At 68.7% G+C, this 19605-nt stretch carries 19 protein-coding genes; 7 read left to right on the top strand and 12 right to left on the bottom strand.

What is annotated here, in order from left to right:
- Window positions 1-11 precede the first annotated feature (11 nt).
- The 10 genes from AC6RIC_RS05560 to AC6RIC_RS05515 all read right to left on the bottom strand — a co-directional run bounded on the left by AC6RIC_RS05560 (window position 12) and on the right by AC6RIC_RS05515 (window position 10671).
- The gene (locus AC6RIC_RS05560; RefSeq protein ID WP_499735432.1) at window positions 12-971 is read right to left on the bottom strand and encodes a carbohydrate kinase family protein; all 960 of its coding nucleotides are present in this window, start codon (window positions 969-971) and stop codon (window positions 12-14) included.
- 106 nt (window positions 972-1077) lie between these two features.
- Window positions 1078-1683, bottom strand: coding sequence for a histidine phosphatase family protein (locus tag AC6RIC_RS05555; RefSeq protein ID WP_291653681.1), 606 nt, complete (start codon window positions 1681-1683; stop codon window positions 1078-1080).
- Entirely contained in the window at window positions 1680-2783 is a 1104-nt protein-coding gene (locus AC6RIC_RS05550; RefSeq protein ID WP_499735431.1) for an ABC transporter ATP-binding protein, read from the bottom strand. Before AC6RIC_RS05550 ends, AC6RIC_RS05555 begins: the two co-directional genes overlap by 4 nt.
- On the bottom strand, window positions 2783-4522 hold the full coding sequence (locus AC6RIC_RS05545) for an ABC transporter permease (protein ID WP_499735430.1): 1740 nt from the start codon (window positions 4520-4522) through the stop codon (window positions 2783-2785). The genes AC6RIC_RS05550 and AC6RIC_RS05545 overlap by 1 nt, the downstream gene beginning before the upstream one ends.
- A gap of 62 nt (window positions 4523-4584) precedes the next feature.
- On the bottom strand, window positions 4585-5697 hold the full coding sequence (locus AC6RIC_RS05540) for an ABC transporter substrate-binding protein (RefSeq protein ID WP_499736561.1): 1113 nt from the start codon (window positions 5695-5697) through the stop codon (window positions 4585-4587).
- 42 nt (window positions 5698-5739) lie between these two features.
- Complete coding sequence (locus AC6RIC_RS05535) at window positions 5740-6576, bottom strand: MurR/RpiR family transcriptional regulator (protein ID WP_499735429.1); 837 nt, start codon at window positions 6574-6576, stop codon at window positions 5740-5742.
- A gap of 186 nt (window positions 6577-6762) precedes the next feature.
- The gene (gene nagA / locus AC6RIC_RS05530; RefSeq protein WP_499735428.1) at window positions 6763-7887 is read right to left on the bottom strand and encodes an N-acetylglucosamine-6-phosphate deacetylase; all 1125 of its coding nucleotides are present in this window, start codon (window positions 7885-7887) and stop codon (window positions 6763-6765) included.
- The gene (locus tag AC6RIC_RS05525; RefSeq protein WP_499735427.1) at window positions 7887-8918 is read right to left on the bottom strand and encodes an SIS domain-containing protein; all 1032 of its coding nucleotides are present in this window, start codon (window positions 8916-8918) and stop codon (window positions 7887-7889) included. Before AC6RIC_RS05525 ends, nagA begins: the two co-directional genes overlap by 1 nt.
- Entirely contained in the window at window positions 8915-9748 is an 834-nt protein-coding gene (locus AC6RIC_RS05520) for a GntR family transcriptional regulator (RefSeq protein ID WP_499735426.1), read from the bottom strand. Before AC6RIC_RS05520 ends, AC6RIC_RS05525 begins: the two co-directional genes overlap by 4 nt.
- Entirely contained in the window at window positions 9745-10671 is a 927-nt protein-coding gene (locus AC6RIC_RS05515; protein WP_499735425.1) for an N-acetylmuramic acid 6-phosphate etherase, read from the bottom strand. The genes AC6RIC_RS05520 and AC6RIC_RS05515 overlap by 4 nt, the downstream gene beginning before the upstream one ends.
- Before the next feature lie 74 nt (window positions 10672-10745).
- Here AC6RIC_RS05515 and AC6RIC_RS05510 point away from each other — a divergent pair, with 74 nt between their 5' ends.
- Complete coding sequence (locus tag AC6RIC_RS05510; RefSeq protein WP_499735424.1) at window positions 10746-11645, top strand: DMT family transporter; 900 nt, start codon at window positions 10746-10748, stop codon at window positions 11643-11645.
- A gap of 203 nt (window positions 11646-11848) precedes the next feature.
- On the opposite strand, the gene AC6RIC_RS05505 is transcribed toward AC6RIC_RS05510, so the two are convergent.
- A complete protein-coding gene (locus AC6RIC_RS05505) occupies window positions 11849-12952 on the bottom strand; it encodes an anhydro-N-acetylmuramic acid kinase (protein WP_499735423.1) in 1104 nt (367 codons plus the stop codon).
- 164 nt (window positions 12953-13116) lie between these two features.
- Here AC6RIC_RS05505 and AC6RIC_RS05500 point away from each other — a divergent pair, with 164 nt between their 5' ends.
- The 6 genes from AC6RIC_RS05500 to AC6RIC_RS05475 are packed head-to-tail and all read left to right on the top strand — an operon-like array spanning window position 13117 to window position 19007.
- Window positions 13117-14646 carry an ABC transporter substrate-binding protein gene (locus tag AC6RIC_RS05500; RefSeq protein ID WP_499735422.1) on the top strand — a complete coding sequence of 510 codons (1530 nt, stop codon included), beginning with the start codon at window positions 13117-13119 and terminating at the stop codon, window positions 14644-14646.
- A gap of 18 nt (window positions 14647-14664) precedes the next feature.
- Window positions 14665-15618 carry an ABC transporter permease gene (locus tag AC6RIC_RS05495; protein ID WP_499735421.1) on the top strand — a complete coding sequence of 318 codons (954 nt, stop codon included), beginning with the start codon at window positions 14665-14667 and terminating at the stop codon, window positions 15616-15618.
- Window positions 15615-16433 (top strand): ABC transporter permease, encoded by an 819-nt coding sequence (locus tag AC6RIC_RS05490; RefSeq protein WP_499735420.1) that lies wholly within the window; start codon window positions 15615-15617, stop codon window positions 16431-16433. The genes AC6RIC_RS05495 and AC6RIC_RS05490 overlap by 4 nt, the downstream gene beginning before the upstream one ends.
- A gap of 47 nt (window positions 16434-16480) precedes the next feature.
- The gene (locus AC6RIC_RS05485) at window positions 16481-16879 is read left to right on the top strand and encodes a GNAT family N-acetyltransferase (protein ID WP_499735419.1); all 399 of its coding nucleotides are present in this window, start codon (window positions 16481-16483) and stop codon (window positions 16877-16879) included.
- Window positions 16879-18138 (top strand): UDP-N-acetylglucosamine 1-carboxyvinyltransferase, encoded by a 1260-nt coding sequence (murA, locus tag AC6RIC_RS05480; protein ID WP_488848264.1) that lies wholly within the window; start codon window positions 16879-16881, stop codon window positions 18136-18138. The genes AC6RIC_RS05485 and murA overlap by 1 nt, the downstream gene beginning before the upstream one ends.
- Window positions 18135-19007 (top strand): glucosamine kinase nucleotide-binding domain-containing protein, encoded by an 873-nt coding sequence (locus AC6RIC_RS05475; protein WP_499735418.1) that lies wholly within the window; start codon window positions 18135-18137, stop codon window positions 19005-19007. Before murA ends, AC6RIC_RS05475 begins: the two co-directional genes overlap by 4 nt.
- Here AC6RIC_RS05475 and AC6RIC_RS05470 read toward each other — a convergent pair.
- Window positions 19004-19603 (bottom strand): histidine phosphatase family protein, encoded by a 600-nt coding sequence (locus tag AC6RIC_RS05470; protein ID WP_499735417.1) that lies wholly within the window; start codon window positions 19601-19603, stop codon window positions 19004-19006. The genes AC6RIC_RS05475 and AC6RIC_RS05470 overlap by 4 nt on opposite strands.
- Between the last annotated feature and the right edge of the window lie 2 nt (window positions 19604-19605).

The raw sequence follows: 19605 nt of genomic DNA, 5'->3' as shown, positions 1-19605 counted from the left end.
CGCCGACGTCTTCAGGCCATGCCGGAACGCCACCCGAACGCCTCGACCTCGGCCGCGGTCGGGAGATCGGCGCCTCGACGCGTCACCGTGATCGCCGCGGCCGCAGCAGCATAAGCCAGCAGGTCGGCGATAGCCTCGCGATCGAGCGCCGCGATCGCCTCCGGGCTGAGCCGGCCGGTATGGGCGAGCCGCGCCAGCAGCGCTGCGTGGAAGGTATCGCCGGCGCTGACTGTATCCTGCACCGCGACGCTGTGGCCCGGCACTGACACCGGGCCGGCGGCGGAAAAGGCGGTCGCGCCCTGCTCGCCCTGCGTGACGACGACGAGGCGCGCTCCCAGGTCGAGCCAATGGGAAGCGGCTTCCGCAAGGGTGAGCTGCCCATCCCAGGCGATCCGGATATCCTCGTCGCTGGCCTTGATGATGGTCGCCGCGCGATAGAAGCGTTCGGCTGCCCGATGCCAGCCCGACATGTCGCCGATCGCGGTCGGGCGCAGATTGGGATCGACGCTGATGACACGCCGGCCGCATTCCCGCTCGGCCAGCGCCGCGAAGGCGGAGCCGACGGGTTCAACCGCCATGGTGTAGGAGCCGAAGGTCAGCGCCCGGACCGTATCCGGCAGGGCTGCCGGCAGATCGGCAGCGGTGAGCGAGCGGTCCGCTGCACCTTCGCCGTGGAAGGCATAGCTGGGGTGGCCGTCCCTACCGGTCGTCACGACCGAGATGGTCGTCAGCCGGTCCGTCCGGACGAGATAGCGATCGTCGACCCCTTCGCGCGCCAGGAGATCCGCGAGCAGGGTGCCGAAGCCGTCGCGCGAGATGCCGCCGAGGAAGCCCACCTCGATGCCGAGCCGGGCCAGCCCGATCGCGACGTTGAAGGGCGAGCCGCCGGCCACGATCCGCGCAGGCACCTCTGCGCCTGTACCGGCCTCGGCGAACAGATCGACCAACGCTTCGCCGCAGACCAGGATCATCAGGGTCGACCTTTGCCGTTCGCCCTCATGCGAGCGCGTTCCGCGAGGCTACCGGACGAACCGCACCGCTCCAACCCGAAGCTGGCGGAGCCGTGCAGGCAATCGCTCAATCCGCGACGGAGACGTCCGGCGCGACCGATCCGATATTGTAGCCTTCCAGCTGCGCGGCCGGCGCGTCGGCGGAGGCGAAGTTCAGGATCGTCGCGGTCCCCGGCGTCACCGGGATCACCCGGGACGGCGGCAGGCCGACGAATTCATGGCAGGCGGCACGGATGACGCCGCCATGCACGACCGCCAGCAGGTCGCCCTGCGCCTTGTGCAGCCAGTCCCGGATTCCGGCCGCGACCCGGGCACGAAAATCGCCCCAGCTTTCGCCCTTGTCCGGCGTGAACGTGCCGGCCCGCCAGGCGTGGTAGCGCTCCGGCTGCTCGGCGATCAGGTCGCGTTTCCGGCGGCCCGTCCATTCGCCCATGTCGAGCTCGCGCAGGCGGGCATCGGATGGCGCATCCGGATAGCCGATGAGGCCGACCGTCTGGCGGGTGCGGCCGAGATCGGAGGAGACGACATGCGCCGGCAGCAGCGCCCTGACATAGGGCACGAATTCGCGCGCCTGCCGGATGCCGCGCTCGGAGAGCTCGGAATTGTCGTGCCCCTGCAGCCGCTGCTCGACATTCCACAGCGTCTCGCCATGGCGCATCAGGATAAGTCTCATGGATCGATCCTTTCGCCTTCCATCGTGAAGGCGGCATCGGGTGTGCTGGAGAACGACAGGCCGACCTCGTCGCCCGGTGTCGCGGTGAAGAATCCCTCGGCCATGCCGGTGAGGCGCAGGTCGCCGACCATGACGGTGACCATCGACTGGCCGGCGATCGGCGCCGCCTCGGCGAAACGCCCGACGAGCTGGTGCCCGTCACCGACCCGCCCGACGGCGATGTCCTGCGCCCGGTAGAGCAGTTGCACCCGCTCATGCCCCGCGGCAAAGGCTGCCGGCGCCAGCGCCACATCCGCGAAGACGAACCGGTCCTGCACACGGGTGACGGGCAGGAGATTGGCCGGCGGCGTGCCGAGGAAGGAGGCGACGAAGGTCGTCGTCGGCCGGCGCAACAGGTCGATCGGCGCGCCGAACTGCTCGACGCGGCCATGATTGAGGACGGCGACATGGCTCGCCATCGTCATGGCCTCGACCTGGTCATGCGTGACATAGACCGATGTCGCGCCTGTCGCCCGGTGGATGCGCATCAATTCGCTGCGCATCTCGATGCGCAGCTTGGCGTCGAGATTCGATAGGGGCTCGTCGAACAGCAGGATGCTCGGCTTCGGCGCGATCGTCCGCGCGATCGCGACGCGTTGCTGCTGGCCGCCGGAGATCTCGGCGGGATAGCGGTCGCGCAGCGCCGAGATCCCGAGCAGGGCGAGGACCTCGTCGACACGGGCGTTCCGGTCGGCCTTGGACCAGCGCGCGACCTTGAGGGGCCAGGCGATGTTGCCGGCGACCGTCATATGCGGCCACAGCGCATAGCTCTGGAAGACCAGTCCGGCATCGCGCTCTCCGGCATCGGCGATGACGCCGCCCGCCCCGCTCGACACCGTGCGGCCGACGAAAGCGATCTCGCCCGCGCTCGGTTCCTCCAGCCCGGCGAGCATGCGCAGCAGCGTGGACTTGCCGCAGCCGGATGGGCCGACCAGCACCAGGAAGGCTCCGCGCGGCACCGAGATGTTCACGTCCTTGACGGCGGCGACATCGCCGAAGCGCTTCACCAATTGGCTGATGCGAATGGCGTCCTGCGCCGGGGCGGTCGATGCGGGCGCCATCACTGCTTCCACTTCTGCACACGGGTCTGGATGAGATGCGCCGCCAGCGAAGCCGCCAGGCAGATCACCAGGATCACCAGCGTGATCGCGTTGGCGAACTGCATGAAGCCCTCGGACGCATAGCGATAGGCGACCATGCTGAGCACCGGCGAGGTCGCGGTGAACAGCAACACGACAAGCGACAGGTCCCGCACCATCTTGACGAAGACCAGGATCGCGCCGGCAAGCAGGCCACGGATCGTCAGCGGGAAGATGATGAAGACAAGGCGGGTGAGCAGCCCGGCGCCGGTCAGGCGGGCGCTCTCCTCGATATCGTTGGAGATCTGGCCGAGGACCGAGCGGCCCGACTGCACGGCATAGGGCAGGTTATGCGCCGTCGCCGCCAGCACCAGCAGTGCGAAGGTGCCGTACAGCGACGGCAGCGGCCCGATCGGCGCGCCGAACAGCGCGATATAGGCCGCAGCGAAGGCGATGCTGGGGACGAGCAGCGGCAGGAAGGCGAGCTGACTGAGCACGGCCGCGAGCCAGGTCCCCTTGTTGCGGACGATCGTATAGGCCAGCGCCAGCCCGAGCAGCATCGTCGTGAGCGCGACCGTCAGGCCGAGCTTGAGCGTGTTCCACAAGGCCTCGAGGATCATCGGGTTGCGGAACAGGCCAGCCTGCCCCTGGGCGAGCGCGCCGCCGCCCTCGCCGATCCAGAAATGCAGCGTCCAGTTCGAGAACAGCGCCCCGCCCTGCGGCGCCAGACTCGACGCCGCCAGCACCAGCACCGGCAGCACCGAGGTCGCGAGCCCGATCACGAGCGCGACGGCGAAAAGCGGCCAGCGCCAGGCCCCGAGGGGAAAGCGCTTGATGCGCCCGCCCTTGCCGGTGACGGTGGTGAAGGCCTTGCGGCCGGCGACAAGTCGGTCACTGAAGAACAGCAGCGCGGCCGAGACCGCGATCAGGAGCAGCGCCAGCACGAAGCCGCGCTCGGTCTCTCCAGTCTCGATCATGCCGAAGAGCCGGGTGGAAAGCGTCTGCATCCTGACCGGCAGGCCGAGCAGGGCCGGCGCGGCGAAATTCGCCACCGCCCCGGCGAAGGTCAGCGAGGCCGCGGCGATCAGGGCCGGCGTCACCACCGGCAGGACGATGCCGAAGAAGATGCGCCCCCGCCGCGCCCCGGCCACCTGCCCGGCCTCGATCAGGTCGGCGCCGACCGAGCTGAGCGCGGCGGCGATGATCGTGTAGGCGAGCGAGAAGTAATGCGCGATCAGGACGATCATGGTCGGCGCCAGCCCCCAGGCCAGCCAGTCCGGCACGTCGAAGCCGTTCGCCTGGAAGAAGCCGGGCGAGCCGCCGAGCCGCTCGTTGCGGAACAGCGTGCCCCAGGCCAGCGCACCGGCGAAGCTCGGGATCATGAACGGCAGGGTCGAGAGCGTCGCGACGAGGCCGCATCCCGGCAGGTCCGTCAGCGTCACCAGCCAGGCGAGGAAGCCGCCGACAAGCAGGCAGCCGGCCGCCACGCCGAGGCCGAGCAGCATCGTGGTGAGTAGCGGGCGCCACCAGAGATTGGCGGAGAGCGGACTGGCGAGGACGGTCGTCCAGGCCTGAAGCCCGTCCGGCGTGAGCGTCGCCAGCAGGATCTTGACCAGCGGCGCCGCGACGAGGAGCGCGATCACCACGGAGAGGACGAGCGGCAGGACACGGTTGGCGCGCAGCAGCGGCGCGCGCCCGGACACAAGCGCGAGTGAGGTCATGGCAGCGTTTCCCGGAGCGAGGCCGGCCTCCCCTGCGAGAGGGCCGGCTCGCGGCGTCGGCGTTACTGGAGCGAGATGATGAGGTCGTTGATGCGCTTCCGCGCCGCGGCCGTCCGCGCCGGATCGATGCGCCAGGCTTTCAGCTTGTCGAGCGGGACGGAATCCGGATCGTCCGCGATCGTCTTGCGCGTGGCATAGTCGCCGGGAACGTTGAACGGCTCGAAGGCGGGGCCGCCGGTCGGCGAATTGTCCCCGAACATGAAGTCGATCAGCAGGCGGGCGGCCGCCGGATGCGGCGCCTTGCCCGCGATCGTCAGCACGGCCGGGAACAGGATGCCGTTGGCCGGCTCGACATTGTTCGCCACCTGCAGCGCCCAGCCTTCCTTCTTATTGTCGCGCCGGTCGGAATAGGTGCTGAAGCCGACGGGCGGATTCTTGCTGGTCTTGTCGCCCACGGCCTTGTTCACGAGGTCGCTGTTGGCGACCAGGATCAGGTCGTTCTTGAACAGGGCGCGAATGAACTGCTCGCCGGCGCCCTTCAAATCCTTGTCGACCGCGATGTCCTTGCCGAACTGGGCCTTGTAGGCCACCGCCATCTCGTCCGGATGCAGGGCGATCTCGGTCATCAGGTCGAGCAGTTCGCCGCGCTGCGCCGGGTCGACCATCAGCACCTTGCCGCGCCATTGCGAGGTGGTGAGCTGCCAGAGATTGGTGACCGGCGAGCCGTTGGGATGCGCGGCCTCGTTATACATCAGGACCTTGGTCGAGAGCCTATGCACGAGCAGCGGATCCTTGTGCGCGGCGTCGATCTCGCCCGCGACCCGTGGCGGCACGTAGTTCTGGACCCGGCCCGCCTTGAGCAGCTTGTCGTAGACCACCGGCGTGTCCGCCAGATACAGCACGTCCACGGCATTCACGCCCGCCTGCTGCTCGGCCTCCAGTCGCGCGATCTGCTTGACCGAGCTCATGTCGAGGCCGATCAGGTCGATGCCCGGATAGGCGGTTTCGAAGGCTTTCTCGATGCGGGCGATCCGGCTCGACAGCGAGAAGATCGTCACGCTGCCTTCCTTCACCGCCTGGGCGACGAGCTGTTCGCGCGTCATCGTATCGAGGTTCTGGGCAGCCGCACCGCCTGCCGCCAGCAGCATCGCCGGCAACAGCAGAGACCGCGCCAGTTTCGATAGGATCTGCATCCGTCCCTCCCGTTTATCGTTATGTCATTCGAATTCGGAGAACAGGTCCGCGAGCTTCTCGAGCCGGCCCATGATCGGATCCTGGTGTCGTCCCGCGATCGTCATCAGGATGGCGTTGACGATCGCGAAGGGGATGGTCGGCGTCTGGAACTCGCTGCCGGAGCGCCCGCGCGGCGCCGCCAGCAGAAGCTGCGCCTCCGGCTTCATCATCGGCCCGGCAAGGTCCGAGATCAGCAGCGTCGCGGCCCCGACCTGCGCGGCATGCCGCATCAGCGGCTCGTAGCTGGCGGGCTGCTTGCGGAAGGCCAGCGTCAGGACGACATCGTCGGCCTTGAGGCTGACCACGCGTTCCGCGATATCGCGTCCGCGCCCGGACAGGGCGATCGCCGTCATGCCGAACCGGTCGAGGCGCCGTTGCAGGAAGCTCGCGACGGAGCGCGCATGGCCCTGCGCGAAGATGAAGACGCGCCCGGCCGCGAAGATCATGTCCGCCGCCCGGTCGATATCGGCCTGCGAGATGCAATGGCTGAGCTCGTTGAGCGCGGCGATCTCGGCGCCGATCAGATCGGTGAGGAAATGCCCGTCCTCGACCTTGGCAACCGAGCGGCGCATGCGGTTGGCCGCATCCTGCCCTTCGAGAACCTCGCGCTGGAGCTGGTTGCGCAGCTCCGGATAGCCCTTGTAGCCGAGCTTCTGCGCCAGCCGCGTCGCCGTCGCCTCATGGACCTGCGCCCGTTCGGCGAGCTGGATTCCGTTGAGATAGGCGGCTTCGGCCCGGTTCTCGAGCAAGGTCGTGACGAGCCGGCGATCGGCGTCGGTCAGCTTGTCAGAGTGCGACTTGATCCGCTCGAGGATGCTCATGATCGTCCCGCAAAACTGTTTGCAGGATCAAGCTAGATCACAATTTCCTCTGCCGTCAATATCGATTGCAGGTAATTCATGCTCTGCAAAATATCCTGCAATGCAGCAGCCAAGCGACCCCGACCGGTAGCGCCACGAACGCAGCCCACAGATACGCGGCAGATTCAGCCAGGGGGCGCGGTGGGACTAAGCGGATGAGAGGGCCGCTGTCCGCAGCACGGAAAAGATCGCCTTCCGGCCCGGCGCGATCCGGCCATGGCTGCCGGAGAGGCCGAGATAGGCCGCCGGCGCAGTGCTCGCCATCGCGAGCGCCTCGGCCAAGGTCGCGCCGCCATGGCGATGCGCGTTGAGGATCGCGGCGTTCATGTCGAGATGGGCTCCGGCCAACCGGCCCTCGGCATTGACCAGGCGCCCTTCGCTGACGCGGATCGTCTCGCCGAAGAGCTCGAAGGCATCGCGTGCTGAGCCGATCGTCGCCATGGCGTCGGTGACCAGCATCATCCGCTGTGGGCCGATAGCGCGGAAGGCTGCCTGGAAAGAGGGCCAGGCGACATGGTGGCCATCGGCGATGATGCCGGCGGCGAGTCCGAGATCGGACATCGCCGCGCCCACCACGCCGGGCTCGCGCGAGCCGAGCTGCGACATGGCGTTGAACAGATGCGTGACGCCGGAGAGCCCTTCGGCGCGAGCCCGCGCCATCTCCGCGGCAGTGGCGTTGCTATGGCCGGCGCAGACCCTGACGCCACGATCGACCAGCGCGCGAATGAAGCCTTCCGGCACACGTTCCGGCGCGAGCGTCACCAGCGTCACGCCGGCAGGCCCGAGCGATGCGAGCAGATCGATATCGGAGGGTTCCGGTCGCAGCAGATTGGCGAGCGGATGAGCGCCGTTGCGCTCAGGATTGATGAAGGGGCCTTCGAGATGCACGCCCAGCACGCCCGGCACGCCCTGCGCAATCGCCTCCCGCGCCGCAGCGATCGCCCGGGCGATATCGGCGCGGCTGGCGCTGATCAGCGTCGGCAGCAGGAAGCGGGTGCCGAAGCGGGCATGGGCTGCGCAGATCGCGGCGACGCCCTCGACTGTCAGGCTGTCGTTCAGCATCACGCCGCCGCCGCCATTGACCTGAATATCGATGAAGCCCGGCGACAGGACGGCATCCTCGGGCAGGTCCTCGACCGCACAATCGGGTGCGGCATCGGCCGGAAGGATCACACTGACGATGCCGTCCTCAGCGACGACGATCCGATCGCTCAGGATCTCAGCACCATCGAACAGGCGTTTCGCGCGCCAGGCTTGCCGGGCGGCGGCCATCAGAGCGTCTCCGTGACCTTGAGCAGTCCGGGCGGGCTGTCGACGTTCCGGCCCAGGCGGGCGGCTTCCGCTTCGAGCGCACGATAGACCGGTACCAGCAGCGCGATGGCATCGAGCGCCGGTTCGCCCGGTCCAAGTCCCGGCAGGCTCGGCTGCACTCCGGAGCCCGAGAAGACCGGGCTGCCCTGCCGGCCGAGCGTCGCCAAGGCATCCTCGATACTGTCGGAAACCTCGCCGCCGGCATTGAGCCCAAGGATCGGATGCTCTCCACGGATCGCAGCCTTCGGCCCATGCAGCACCTCGGCCGCGCTATAGGCGAGCACCGGCACGCCCAATACTTCCGCCGCCTTGAGGGCCGCCTCGCGGGCCGGACCCAGGCTGAGCCCGCGCCCGATCACGAAGCCGGCAGGCGCGGATGACAGGCGCTGCGCCCAGGGCGCCCAGTCGAGGGCGAGCGCCTGCGCCAGCCGCTCGGGCGCAGCTTCTGCAGCAGCGGTGAGAGCCTTGTCCTCGGCAAGGGCGCCGACCAGCAGCAGGCCGGCCAGCATGGTGTTCACCACCGTCTTGGTCGCGGCAACAGCAAGTTCGGGCCCGGCGGCGATCGGGATGACATGGCGGCAGGCGCGCGCTGCGGGCGAGGACGCGTCGTTGACGATGGCGATGGTCTGCGCCCCGGCCGCGGTCGCCTGCTCGGCAGCAGTGACCAGGTCCGGGCTGCGGCCGGATTGCGAGATCAGGATGTAGAGTGCCTCGCCGAGGCGGGGGTTAGCACCGTAGCGCGTCACGACCGAGGGAGCGGCCGGGGCCGCGCTCAGGCCGAGGCGGGTTTCGATCAGGTAGCGCAGATAGGTGCCGGCATGGCCGGAGCTGCCGCGGCCGCTGACCACCGCATGGCTGATGCGCCGCATGTCGAGCGCCGCCGCGACCTGCGCGATCGCGTCCCGCCCGTCCTGCAGCAGGCGAGCGGCGGCCTGCGGGATCTCCGCCACCTCGGCCGACATCAGCGACATCGTTCGGTCGGAATGGCTCATGATTGCGGCCCCATGGCTTCACCCTTGAGGGTCGCGACAAAATCATAGCGGTCTCCGCGATAGGCGGAGACCGTGAACTCGATCGGTTTGCCGTTGGCGAGGAACGCACGGCGCTCGATCCTGAGCAGGGCGCTGCCGGCCGGCACGCCGAGATGCCGGGCTTCCTCGGCCGTGGCGAGGCCGGCATGGATGCGCTGCACGCCATGGGCCGGAACGGCGCCGCGCTGCGCGAGCGCGGCATAGAGCGACATCTCGACCAGATCGGGCGAGGGCAGGATGCTCGCGGGCACGACCGCGCATTCGATCGCCAGCGGCTCGCCATCCGCGGTCCTGACGCGCGTCAGCCGCACCACGCCGTCGCCCGGGCCGAGCCCGAGTGCCATCGATTCCTGCGGCTTCGGCCGCGTCAGCTCGCGTGAGAGCCAGACCGACCCGGGCCGGCCGCCGCGATTCTCGATATCGGTCGAAAAGCTCGCCAGAACCGAGAGTGGTTGCTCGATGCGCGAGGCGACGAAGGTGCCCGAGCCGTGGCGGCGCGACAGCGTGCCGCTGCGGATGAGCTCGTCGATGGCATTGCGTACGGTGACCCGCGCATAACCGGTGAGCTGAGCCAGGTCGCGCTCCGAGGGCACGGCATCGCCCGGCTGGAAGACATCGCTCTCGATCAGCCGCGCCAACGCGCCGGCAAGCCTCAGATAGCGCGGCGTCGGGTCATCGCCGGCCAGCGCCTGCAGGATCGCCTGCTGCTTGGCCGGCATCGCCTCGGTCGCAGCATCCGTCGCGGCCTCGCGCGGACGCCGCGAGCCACGTCCGGGAGAGGCCTCGCTCACGGCGCCGCCTTGGATGCGGTCGGGGCCTTATCCGCCGCCCCGGAACCAAGCTCGACGAGAGCGTGCCGCAGATTGCCGTGATGACGGCCGAGCAGGGTTTCGGCGAGAACGGCATCGGCACCGCTGGCCAGCAGCACCGCGCGCTTGACGTCGCCACGGGCGCGGTCGAGGTGACGGGCGGCCGCTTCCAGGCCGCAGCCGGTGATCATGTCGACCATCTCGGCCGCGCGGTGCCTGAGCTTGGCATTGGTCGCCCGCATATGGACCATCAAGCCGCGATAGACGCGGCCCAACCGGATCATCAGCAGGGTCGAGAACAGGTTGAGCACGATCTTCTGCGCAGTGCCCGCCTTCATCCGCGTCGAGCCGGCGACGACCTCCTCGCCGGTCTCGATGAGGATGCCGAGATCGGCGGTGCGCAGCAGGGCCGAGCCGCGGTTGTTGGCGACACCGAGCGTCAGCGCGCCCCGCGCCTTGGCCTCGCCGATCGCCGCAAGCGTATAGGGCGTGCGTCCGCTGGCGGCGAGGCCGATGACGACGTCGTTCGCGCCGATATTAGCCCGACGCATCGCCTCGGTGCCGTCATCGACAGAATCCTCGGCATTCTCCACCGCGTGCAGGATCGCCTCGTCGCCGCCTGCGATGGCGAAGCCGAGGCGCTCCTCCGGCCAGTCGAAGGTCGGGGTCAGCTCAGCGCCGTCCTGGACGCCGATGCGCCCGGAGGTGCCGGCGCCGGCATAGATCAGACGCCCGCCAGCCTCGAGCCGTGGCACGGCGGCGGCAACCGCCTCCGCGATCGCAGGCAGCGAGGTTGCGATCGCCGCAACCGCCGCGAGCTGGCCCTCGTAGAGCGCCTTCAGGATATCGAGATCGCCCCAGGCATCGAGATCCTGAAAGCGTGCGCTGACATCTTCCGTCGCCATGAACTGCCTCTTGTGACCAGACCAAATTAAGTCCACTTTAGCCCAGTAGCAAGCCGGAAGCGGACAGGGAAGCCATGACGCCGCCAGAACCGCAGATTTCGCTTCCCGCGCGCGCCGCCCGCCTGACCACCGCCGTCCCGCCCTTCCTGCTCGGCCTCATCGGCATCGCCCTGCTCACAGTGATGGACGGCGTCGTGAAGGAGCTTTCGCCGCGCTACAGCGCCCTGCACCTCACCTTCCTGCGCTTCGCGGTGACCGCCGTGATGGGCGCCCTGCTCTTCCTCGCCCTGCGCGCACCATTGCCGGACCGCGGCGTCATCACCGGCAACCTGTTGCGCGGCGTCCTGGTCGCGCTGTCGACGCTCGGTTTCTTCTACGGGCTCGCCGCGCTGCCGTTGGCGGAGGTCTTCATTATCTCCTTCATCGCGCCGCTGCTGGTCGCGCTGATCGCGATCCCGCTGCTCGGCGAGCGGCCGAAACCGCTGGTCTATCTGGCGCTGGCGCTCGGCTTCGCCGGCGTCATCGTCACGGCCGGCGGTGTCAGCTTCGCGACGATTGCGCCGGAGCGGGCGCTCGGAATCGCCGCCGTGCTCGGCTGTGCCGTGGCCTATGCGCTCTCCATCGTGCTGCTGCGCCAGCGAGCCAAGCGCGGTGATCCTCCCCTGACGATCGCGCTGTTCCAGTCGGCGATCCCCGCGGCCATCCTTGCCCTTCCGGCGGCGCTGTTCTGGGCGCCGATCGCGTCAGCCGATTGGCCTGCCTTCATCCTGATCGGCGCGCTGGGCCTTGCCGGCCATGTCGCGCTGGCGCTGGCCTTCGCCCGCGGCGAGGCGAGCCGCCTGGTCGCGGTCGAATATACCGGGCTGATCTGGGCGATCCTGATCGGCCTCGTCTTCTTCGCGGAGATGCCGACGCCGCAGGCCATGCTCGGCGCGGCGCTGATCATCGGCGCCTGCTGGCTGCTCCGGCGTTAGGTACCGACCTCGATCGAAGCCGTTACAAGCCGCCCTTGTCATTCCGGGGCGCGCCACAGGCGCGAACCCGGAACCCACGACCGGGTGAAACTTTCAGACTTGGTTGTGAAGGGCTCACCCGGTCGTGGGTTCTGGGTTCTTCGTTGCGCGAAGCCCCGGAATGACAAAGGTGGTTCCGAGACGCTTTAGAACCGCCGCCCTGTCTAGCCCGGCAGGTTCAATCGCCCACCGGTCAGCGGCTTCGGCACGCCGGTCGTGCCCGGCAGGCTGAGGGCCAAACCCTTCACCGAGCGGATCGCGAGATAGCCGAAGGTCTGCGCCTCGATGACGTCGCCGGCCCAACCGGCGGCCTCGACCGGTTCGACGGGCACGCCAAGGCGCTCGTGCAGCCGACGCATGAAATGGCCGTTGAGACGCCCGCCGCCGGTGACGAGCCAGCGCCGCGGCACCTTCGGCACATGCCGGAGCGCATCGACCACGCTCTCCACGGTGAAGGCGGCCAGCGTCGCCGCACCATCGGCATCGGAGAGCGCTTCGACCACCTGGGCGCGGCGGTGGAAATCGTTGCGGTCCAGCGACTTGGGCGCCGGCCGGTCGAAATAGGGATTGACCATGAAGTCGGCGACGAGGTCCTCGCGGACCGTGCCGCTCGCGGCCAATGCGCCATCCGCATCATAGGTCTTGCCGAGGCGGCGCAGGACGAAATCGTCGAGGATCGCGCTGGCCGGGCCGGTATCGAAGGCGATCACCTCATCGCCGTCGATATAGGTGACATTGCCGACGCCGCCGAGGTTGAGCACCATGACCGGCTGCTCCAGCCCCTGAGCCAGCGCGCGATGATAGAGCGGCGCGAAGGGCGCGCCTTCGCCGCCGGCTTCGACATCGGCATGGCGGAAGCGGTCGACGGTCGGGATGCCGAGCGCCTGCGCCACCGCCGGCCCGTCGATGAGCTGCCGGGTGAAGCGGATTTCGGGGCGGTGATAGACGGTCTGGCCGTGCAGGCCGACGAGATCGACGTTCTCGGGCTTGATGCCCTGCTCGGCCATGAAGCGCTTGACCGCGTCGAGATGGGCTGCGGTCACGGCGGCTTCGAGCTCGACGAGCGGCTCGGTGACCGCACGCTCGGCCTCGGCGACCAGTGCCTGCAACTGGCGGCGGGTTTCGGGGGGATAGGGATAGCCGGCACCGGCGCCGAAGCTGAGCTTCTCGCGGCCGTCGCTCTCGACGATCGAGACGTCGATCGCATCCATCGAGGTGCCGCTGATCACGCCGATCGCGGTCAACATGGGCTTGTCGAGGTCACGCATCGTCATTTCGCCCCTGTAAACCCTCGGAGTCGCTGCTTCGAGGCTTGCACCGGCTCTAGGCGATCGGTTAAGCGTTGTCCAGATTGGTCCGCAAGTGGTCCATATGCGATAAGCTTCGCACGAGCGTCGGAACAGGCGCCGTCGTCACATCAGGAGGGGTTGTCATGCTTCGTGTCGTGAAACAGGGTTCCGGGCTGCGCCGCACCTTGCGCTGCAGTGTCGCCGCGGTCGCCTTCGCGCTGCTCACGGGCGCCGCTTCCGCCCAGACGCTGGAGGTTGCCGTCGAGGCGTCGCCCGCCGGCCTCGACCCGCATATCGTCACGGCTTTCGCCTCGTCCCAGATCGTGCTCGGCCCGATCTATGAGGGCCTCACCGCGCTCGACAAGAACCTCAACATCATCCCGGGGCTGGCCCAGTCCTGGACCGCTTCGGCCGACGGCAAGACGGTGACCTTCAAGCTCCGCCCCGGCGTCACCTTCCATGACGGCAAGCCGATGGAGGCGGAGGACGTCGCCTCGTCGCTGCGCCGCGTGCTGTCGAAGGATGTCGGCTCGCCGCTCGCCAGCCGCCTCTCCGCCATGGAGAGCGCGACCGCCGTCGACGCGACGACGCTGGAGCTGAAGCTCAAGGAGCCGTCGGCGCCGCTGCTCGCCTCGCTCACCGGCATCGCCATCGTGCCGCGCGGCCTCGAGGGCAACAAGGATGCGCTGCAGCGCGCACCCATGGGCACCGGTCCGTTCAAGTTCGAGGAATGGCAGCCGAACGGCTTCATCCGCCTCGCCAAGCATGCCGGCTACTGGAATGCCGCCGAGGTCAAGCTCGCCGGGGTGAAGTTCAACTTCGTGCCGGAAGCGGCGACCCGTCAGGTCGGCATCGGCAACGGACAGTTCGCGCTGCTGCCGCATATCGATGCGGCGACCGCGCTCCAGCTCAAGGGCAAGCCGAACATCGCGATGCAGGAGACGACGGAGCTCGCCTACACGCTGATCGGCATGAACACGTCGAAGCCGCCCTTCGACAACGTGAAGGTGCGCGAGGCGCTGAACTACGCGCTGAACCGCAAGGAGATCATCGATGCCGCGCTGTTCGGCAGCGGCACGCCGGCGGCCCCGCTCCCGGCCGTGCTGAAGGACTGGGCGGTCGATGTGAAGGACCTGCCCTGCTACGCCTATGACCCGGCCAAGGCCCAGGCACTGCTCAAGGAGGCCGGCGTCGCGACGCCGGTTACGGTCAGCATGACGGTGCTGCCGCGCCAGGACATCCGCGACATCGCTCAGGTGGTGCAGCAGCAGCTCGGCAAGGCCGGCTTCAAGGTAGAGCTGAAGAACCCCGAGCTCGGCCAGTTCGTGCAGGACTGGCGCAACTCGAATTTCGACCTCTTCGCCTCGACCAATGCCGGCAGCATCGAGCCTGACGATTATTTCTACCGCGCCTTCCGCACCGGCGGCTCGACCAACATCTTCAAGTACAGCAACCCGGAGCTCGACACGCTGCTCGACAAGGGTCGCGCGACGCTGGACAAGCCGGCGCGCCAAGCCGCCTATCGCGACGCGCAGAAGATCCTGGGCTGCACCGGGCCGGCAGCGCATATCGCCTACCCCACGCTGTTCAGCGCGGTGCGCAGCAACCTGCAGGGCTATGATATCTACGCCAACCGCTCGCTGGTCTCGCTCGGCCGCGCCAGCCTGCGCTGACCTGACAAAGGCCGAGGCATGCTCCGTCACCTGCTGCAGCGCAGCCTCGACCTCCTGATCGTGCTGTTCGGGATCTCCGTGATCGTCTTCCTGATGATCCGGCTGATCCCAGGCGACGCGGTGGCGATCATGCTCGGCGCCAATACCGAGGTGACGCCCGAGCGCATCGCAGCGATGCGCGGCGAACTCGGGCTCGACCGGCCCTTGCTGGAGCAATACTGGGTCTGGCTGAGCCATGCCGTGCGCGGCGATTTCGGCACCTCGATCTGGACCGGCCGCCCGGTGATGCAGGAGATCGCCGCCCAGATCTGGCCGACGCTCCAGCTCACCCTGTTCTCGCTCGTGCTCGGCGCCGGGCTTGCGATCCCCGTTGGCTGCCTGATGGCGCATTGGCGCGGCGGGCGGGCCGATCTCGTGCTGCGCGTCGGCGCCATCGCCGGGCTCACCATCCCGTCCTTCTGGCTCGGCATCGTCATGCTGATGACGGTTGCGACGCTGGCGCCGAGCTTCGCCTCGCTCGGCTACGTGCCGTTCAGCCAGGACCCGCTCGGCAATCTGCAGCGCCTGCTGCTGCCAGCGATCGCGCTGGCGCTGCCGATCCTGGCCAATCTGTCGCGGCTGGTGCGCACGGCGATGCTCGATGCGCTCGGCCAGGACTATATCCGCACCGCCCGCGCCAAGGGACTGGGAGAGCGGGCCGTGCTCTACCGGCATGCCCTGCGCAACGCGCTGATCCCCTTCATCACCAGCGTCGGCATCATGACCGGGTATCTGCTCGGCGGTGCGATCGTGGTCGAGCAGGTCTTCTCGATTCCCGGCCTCGGCCGGCTGATCCTCGGCGCCATCGCGGAGCGCAACTATCCGCTGGTCCAGGCCACGATCCTCGTCGTCACCGTCGGCTTCGTGCTGGTCAACGCCCTCGTCGATTTCACCTATGCGCTGGTCGACCCTCGGCTCAGGACCGCGTCATGAGCCAGAGCCGCCGCATCGCCGTCGTCGCCGGCATCTTCGTCGTCCTGCAGATCGTGCTCGCGCTCGGTGCGCCGCTGATCGCGCCCTATGACCCGTTGGCGCAGGACATCGTCGCCCGGATGAAGGGGCCGAGCGTGGCGCATTGGCTCGGCACCGACCATCTCGGCCGCGATATCCTCTCGCGCATCCTCTACGGCTACCGCACGGCGCTGATCGCCTGCGGCATCGCGGTCGGGCTCGCGCTGGCGATCGGCGGCAGCCTCGGCCTGCTCGCCGCCTTCTATCGCGGCTGGTGGGATCGCATCATCATGCGGGCGATGGATATCCTCTTCGCCTTCCCGGTGATGCTGCTGGCGATCGGCATCATCGCCATGCTCGGCCCGCGCACGGAGAGCGCCGCGATCGCCATCGCCGTGGTCTATGTGCCGATCTTCGCGCGCTTGATCCGGGGGCCGGCCATGGTGCTGGTCGAGAGCGATTTCGTCGCCGGCATCCGCTCGATCGGCGCGACCGACCTGCGGATCATGCTGCGCCATATCCTGCCCAATCTCGCCTCCGTCATCCTGGTGCAGAGCTCGCTGCTGCTCTCGGCCGCGATCCTGGTCGAGGCCTCGCTCTCCTTCCTCGGGCTCGGCACCCAGCCGCCGACGCCCTCGCTCGGCCTGATGCTGGCGGAGGGCCGCAATTTCGTGCTGCTCTCGCCCTGGAACGCGATCTTCGCCGGGCTCGGCATCCTCCTGCTCTCGCTCGGCTTCAACCTGCTCGGCGACGCCCTGCGCGACGAGCTCGATCCGCGGCTCCGGGGCCAGTCGTGATCATCCGCAGGGCGGTCGCGACCGATATCGCGCCGGCCGCCGCCCTGATGGCGCAAGCCTATGCCACACATTTCCGGCTGATCATGGGCGATGCCGCGCTCGGCTTCGACCAGGCGCATTTTGCTGAACGCTTTGCCCGTGAGCTGGCCGAACTGACCGTCCTCGATGCGGACGGCATACGCGGCGTGCTGCTGGTCAAGGACGGGCATATCGCCATGCTCTTCGCCGCTGAGACCGGTCAAGGCCACGGCGCCGCATTGCTCACCCATGCCGAGGCGCACGGCGCCCGATCGCTCGAAGTGTTCGCAGCGAATGAAGGCGCGCGGCGTTTCTATGAGCGGGCCGGCTGGCAGGTCGTTGGTGACTACGAACGTGAGTTCGCCGGAGCGCGGCATCGCTTCCTGCGCTATGAGAAGCCGATGATTCCGGCACGGAGACAGGGCTGATGGACAAACTCCTGATCCGCGGCGGCCAGAGGCTGTCCGGCACAGTCGAGATTCGCGGCGCAAAGAATGCGGCGCTGCCGGCCTTCGCGGCAGCCCTGCTCTCGGACAAGCCGCTGACCCTGCGCAACCTGCCGGATGTCGTCGACGTCAAGACGATGCAGACTTTGCTCGAAGGCTATGGCGTCGCCTTTTCGGGACGAGCCGCCGATGCCCTGACGCTCGATGCCGCCAGGGCCGGGCCGCGCGAGACAAGCTACGACACCGTCCGCAAGATGCGCGCCACCGTTCTGGTGCTCGGGCCGCTGATCGCGCGTTTCGGCGAGGCGCGTGTCTCGCTGCCGGGCGGTTGCGCCATCGGTGCGCGTCCGGTCGACCTGCATATCAAGGCTCTGGAAGCACTCGGCGCCGAGATCAATGTGGCCGGCGGCTATATCGAGGCGAAGGCGCCGCGAGGCCTGACCGGCGCGCGGATCGTCTTCCCGTTCTCCTCGGTCGGCGCGACCGAGACCGCGCTGCTGGCGGCGAGCCTTAGCCGGGGCGAGACCGAGATCGTCAACGCCGCCAAGGAGCCGGAGGTGCTCGACCTCGCGCGCTGTCTCTCCGCGATGGGCGTCAGGATCGAGGGCATCGGCAGCCACCGCCTGCTGGTGCAGGGCGCGCAGAATCTCTCGCCCGCGACCCATGAGATCGTCGCCGACCGGATCGAGGCCGGCACCTATGCGGTCGCCGCCGCGATCACCGGCGGCGAGCTGGAACTGGTCGGCGCGCGGCTCGAGCATCTCGCGGCGGTCGGCGAGGCCTTGGAGGCGGCCGGCGTCCGACTCTGGCCGAGCGACCGCGGTCTGATGGTGACGCGCCCCGGCCGGCTCACCGGCATCGACATCATGACCCAGGCCTATCCCGGCTTCTCGACCGATCTCCAGGCACAGTTCATGGCGCTGATGAGCGTGGCGGACGGCACCTCGCTGATCCGCGAGACGGTGTTCGAGAACCGCTTCATGCATGTGCCGGAACTGGTCCGGCTCGGCGCCGACATCACGCTGAAGGGCACCAGCGCGACCGTGCGCGGCGTCACCAAGCTGAAGGCCGCCCCCGTGATGGCGACCGACCTGCGCGCTTCCGTCAGCCTCGTGTTGGCCGGGCTCGTCGCCGAGGGCGAGACCGTGGTCAGCCGCATCTACCACCTCGACCGTGGCTATGAGGCGCTCGACCGCAAGCTCAAGCGCTGCGGCGCCGATATCGAGCGGGTCCCGGCATGAGCGTTCCAGCCGATCTCTATCTCGGCGTCGATGGCGGCGGCACCGGCTGCCGCTGCCGCCTCGAAACCGCAGCTGGCGAAGTGCTGGGCTCCGGCATCGCCGGCCCGGCCTCGCTCCGGCTCGGTCTCGAAGCCTCGCTCGCCGCCGTGATGCAGGCAGCGCGTGGCGCCATCGCAGAGGCTGGTTTGAGCGAGGCCGATTTCGCGCGGGTCCATGCAGGCATCTGCCTCGCCGGCATCGGGCGCAAGGGCATGCAGGAGGCGCTCGCCGCCTGGCAGACACCCTTCGCGGAAACGGTCTTCGAGAGCGACGGCCTGGCCGCCTGCCTCGGCGCGCATGCCGGCGAGGATGGCGGCATCGTCATCATCGGCACCGGCTCGATCGGGCTCGCCCGGGTGAACGGCGAGGAAGTCCGGATCGGCGGCTACGGCTTTCCAATCGGCGACGAGGGCAGTGGCGCCGATCTCGGCCTTGCGGCAATTCGCGTCTCGCTGCGCGCCCATGACGGGCGCGAGCCGGCGACGCGCTTCACTGGGGACGTGCTAGCGCGCTTCGGGGCCGATCCGTTCGAGGTGATCGCCTGGATGGACAAGGCCCATGCCACCGACTACGCGACGCTGGCGCCGCTGGTGCTGCGCCATGCCGATCTCGGCGATTCCCATGCCCGCATGATCATGCAGAACGCCGCCGCGATGATCGACGCGATGGTGCGCACATTGTTCGAGCGCGGCGTGCCGCGCGTGGCCCTGATCGGCGGCCTGTCCTCGGCGATGGAAGCCTGGCTCGCCCCGGATGTCCGGCGGCGGCTGTCCCATGTGAAGAGTGATGCGATCGCCGGGGCGCTCTCGCTCGTTCGACCGAGGGCTTAGGACGCAGCGCTGGCCCCGTCGGGGACGATGTCGCGCCAGCCATGGCGCAGGCCGCGGCTCTCCATGTCGAAGGCGAAATAGCAGCCGCCACCGGCGATGGGCTGGCCGTGCCGGCGCGAAATCGGCTCGCCCTTGAGATCGCTGAGCAGCAATGTGCCGACACCGCCATGGGCGAAGATCACGAGGTCGCCGGCCCCGCATCGCGTCGCGATGCAGGCGGCCACACCCGCCTTGATCCGCGCCTGCGCAGCCCGCGCCGTCTCCCAGCCGAGGACGCTCGTATCCGGCTCGCCGAAGAACTGGTCGACGATCTCCCAGAAGCGCGGCGGCGCGACATAGCCGGTGGCCGAGCGGTCGTTCTCGCGCAGGTCCTCGCGCGTCGCGAAGGGCAGGCCCCGGACGCGCTGCAGCGCCTCGGCGCAATCCATCGCCTTGCGCTCGTCGCTGGTAAACACGTCGGTCACACCAGCCAGCTCGGGCCGCTGACAGAAGGCCTCGATGCGCGTCCAGCCAACGGTTGACAGCCCCCAATCCGGAACGGGAACCTGCGGGTCGACCACGACTTCGGGGTGGGTAACGAAAAAGACTGTCGCCATGC

The sequence above is a fragment of the Allobosea sp. TBD101 genome (genome assembly GCF_059817965.1).
The sequence above is the reverse complement of the archived record's forward strand: the minus strand, read 5'-3'. Positions and strand labels throughout refer to the sequence as shown.

Excerpts from the sequence above, each read along its gene's own strand:
- AC6RIC_RS05560 (WP_499735432.1), bottom strand. The coding sequence starts at position 971 with ATGATCCTGGTCTGCGGCGAAGCGTTGGTCGATCTGTTCGCCGAGGCC.
- AC6RIC_RS05555 (WP_291653681.1), bottom strand. The coding sequence starts at position 1,683 with ATGAGACTTATCCTGATGCGCCATGGCGAGACGCTGTGGAATGTCGAG.
- AC6RIC_RS05550 (WP_499735431.1), bottom strand. The coding sequence starts at position 2,783 with ATGGCGCCCGCATCGACCGCCCCGGCGCAGGACGCCATTCGCATCAGC.
- AC6RIC_RS05545 (WP_499735430.1), bottom strand. The coding sequence starts at position 4,522 with ATGACCTCACTCGCGCTTGTGTCCGGGCGCGCGCCGCTGCTGCGCGCC.
- AC6RIC_RS05535 (WP_499735429.1), bottom strand. The coding sequence starts at position 6,576 with ATGAGCATCCTCGAGCGGATCAAGTCGCACTCTGACAAGCTGACCGAC.
- nagA (WP_499735428.1), bottom strand. The coding sequence starts at position 7,887 with ATGGCCGCCGCCCGGCAAGCCTGGCGCGCGAAACGCCTGTTCGATGGT.
- AC6RIC_RS05525 (WP_499735427.1), bottom strand. The coding sequence starts at position 8,918 with ATGAGCCATTCCGACCGAACGATGTCGCTGATGTCGGCCGAGGTGGCG.
- AC6RIC_RS05515 (WP_499735425.1), bottom strand. The coding sequence starts at position 10,671 with ATGGCGACGGAAGATGTCAGCGCACGCTTTCAGGATCTCGATGCCTGG.
- AC6RIC_RS05510 (WP_499735424.1), top strand. The coding sequence starts at position 10,746 with ATGACGCCGCCAGAACCGCAGATTTCGCTTCCCGCGCGCGCCGCCCGC.
- AC6RIC_RS05505 (WP_499735423.1), bottom strand. The coding sequence starts at position 12,952 with ATGCGTGACCTCGACAAGCCCATGTTGACCGCGATCGGCGTGATCAGC.
- AC6RIC_RS05500 (WP_499735422.1), top strand. The coding sequence starts at position 13,117 with ATGCTTCGTGTCGTGAAACAGGGTTCCGGGCTGCGCCGCACCTTGCGC.
- AC6RIC_RS05495 (WP_499735421.1), top strand. The coding sequence starts at position 14,665 with ATGCTCCGTCACCTGCTGCAGCGCAGCCTCGACCTCCTGATCGTGCTG.
- AC6RIC_RS05490 (WP_499735420.1), top strand. The coding sequence starts at position 15,615 with ATGAGCCAGAGCCGCCGCATCGCCGTCGTCGCCGGCATCTTCGTCGTC.
- AC6RIC_RS05485 (WP_499735419.1), top strand. The coding sequence starts at position 16,481 with ATGGCGCAAGCCTATGCCACACATTTCCGGCTGATCATGGGCGATGCC.
- murA (WP_488848264.1), top strand. The coding sequence starts at position 16,879 with ATGGACAAACTCCTGATCCGCGGCGGCCAGAGGCTGTCCGGCACAGTC.
- AC6RIC_RS05475 (WP_499735418.1), top strand. The coding sequence starts at position 18,135 with ATGAGCGTTCCAGCCGATCTCTATCTCGGCGTCGATGGCGGCGGCACC.
- AC6RIC_RS05470 (WP_499735417.1), bottom strand. The coding sequence starts at position 19,603 with ATGGCGACAGTCTTTTTCGTTACCCACCCCGAAGTCGTGGTCGACCCG.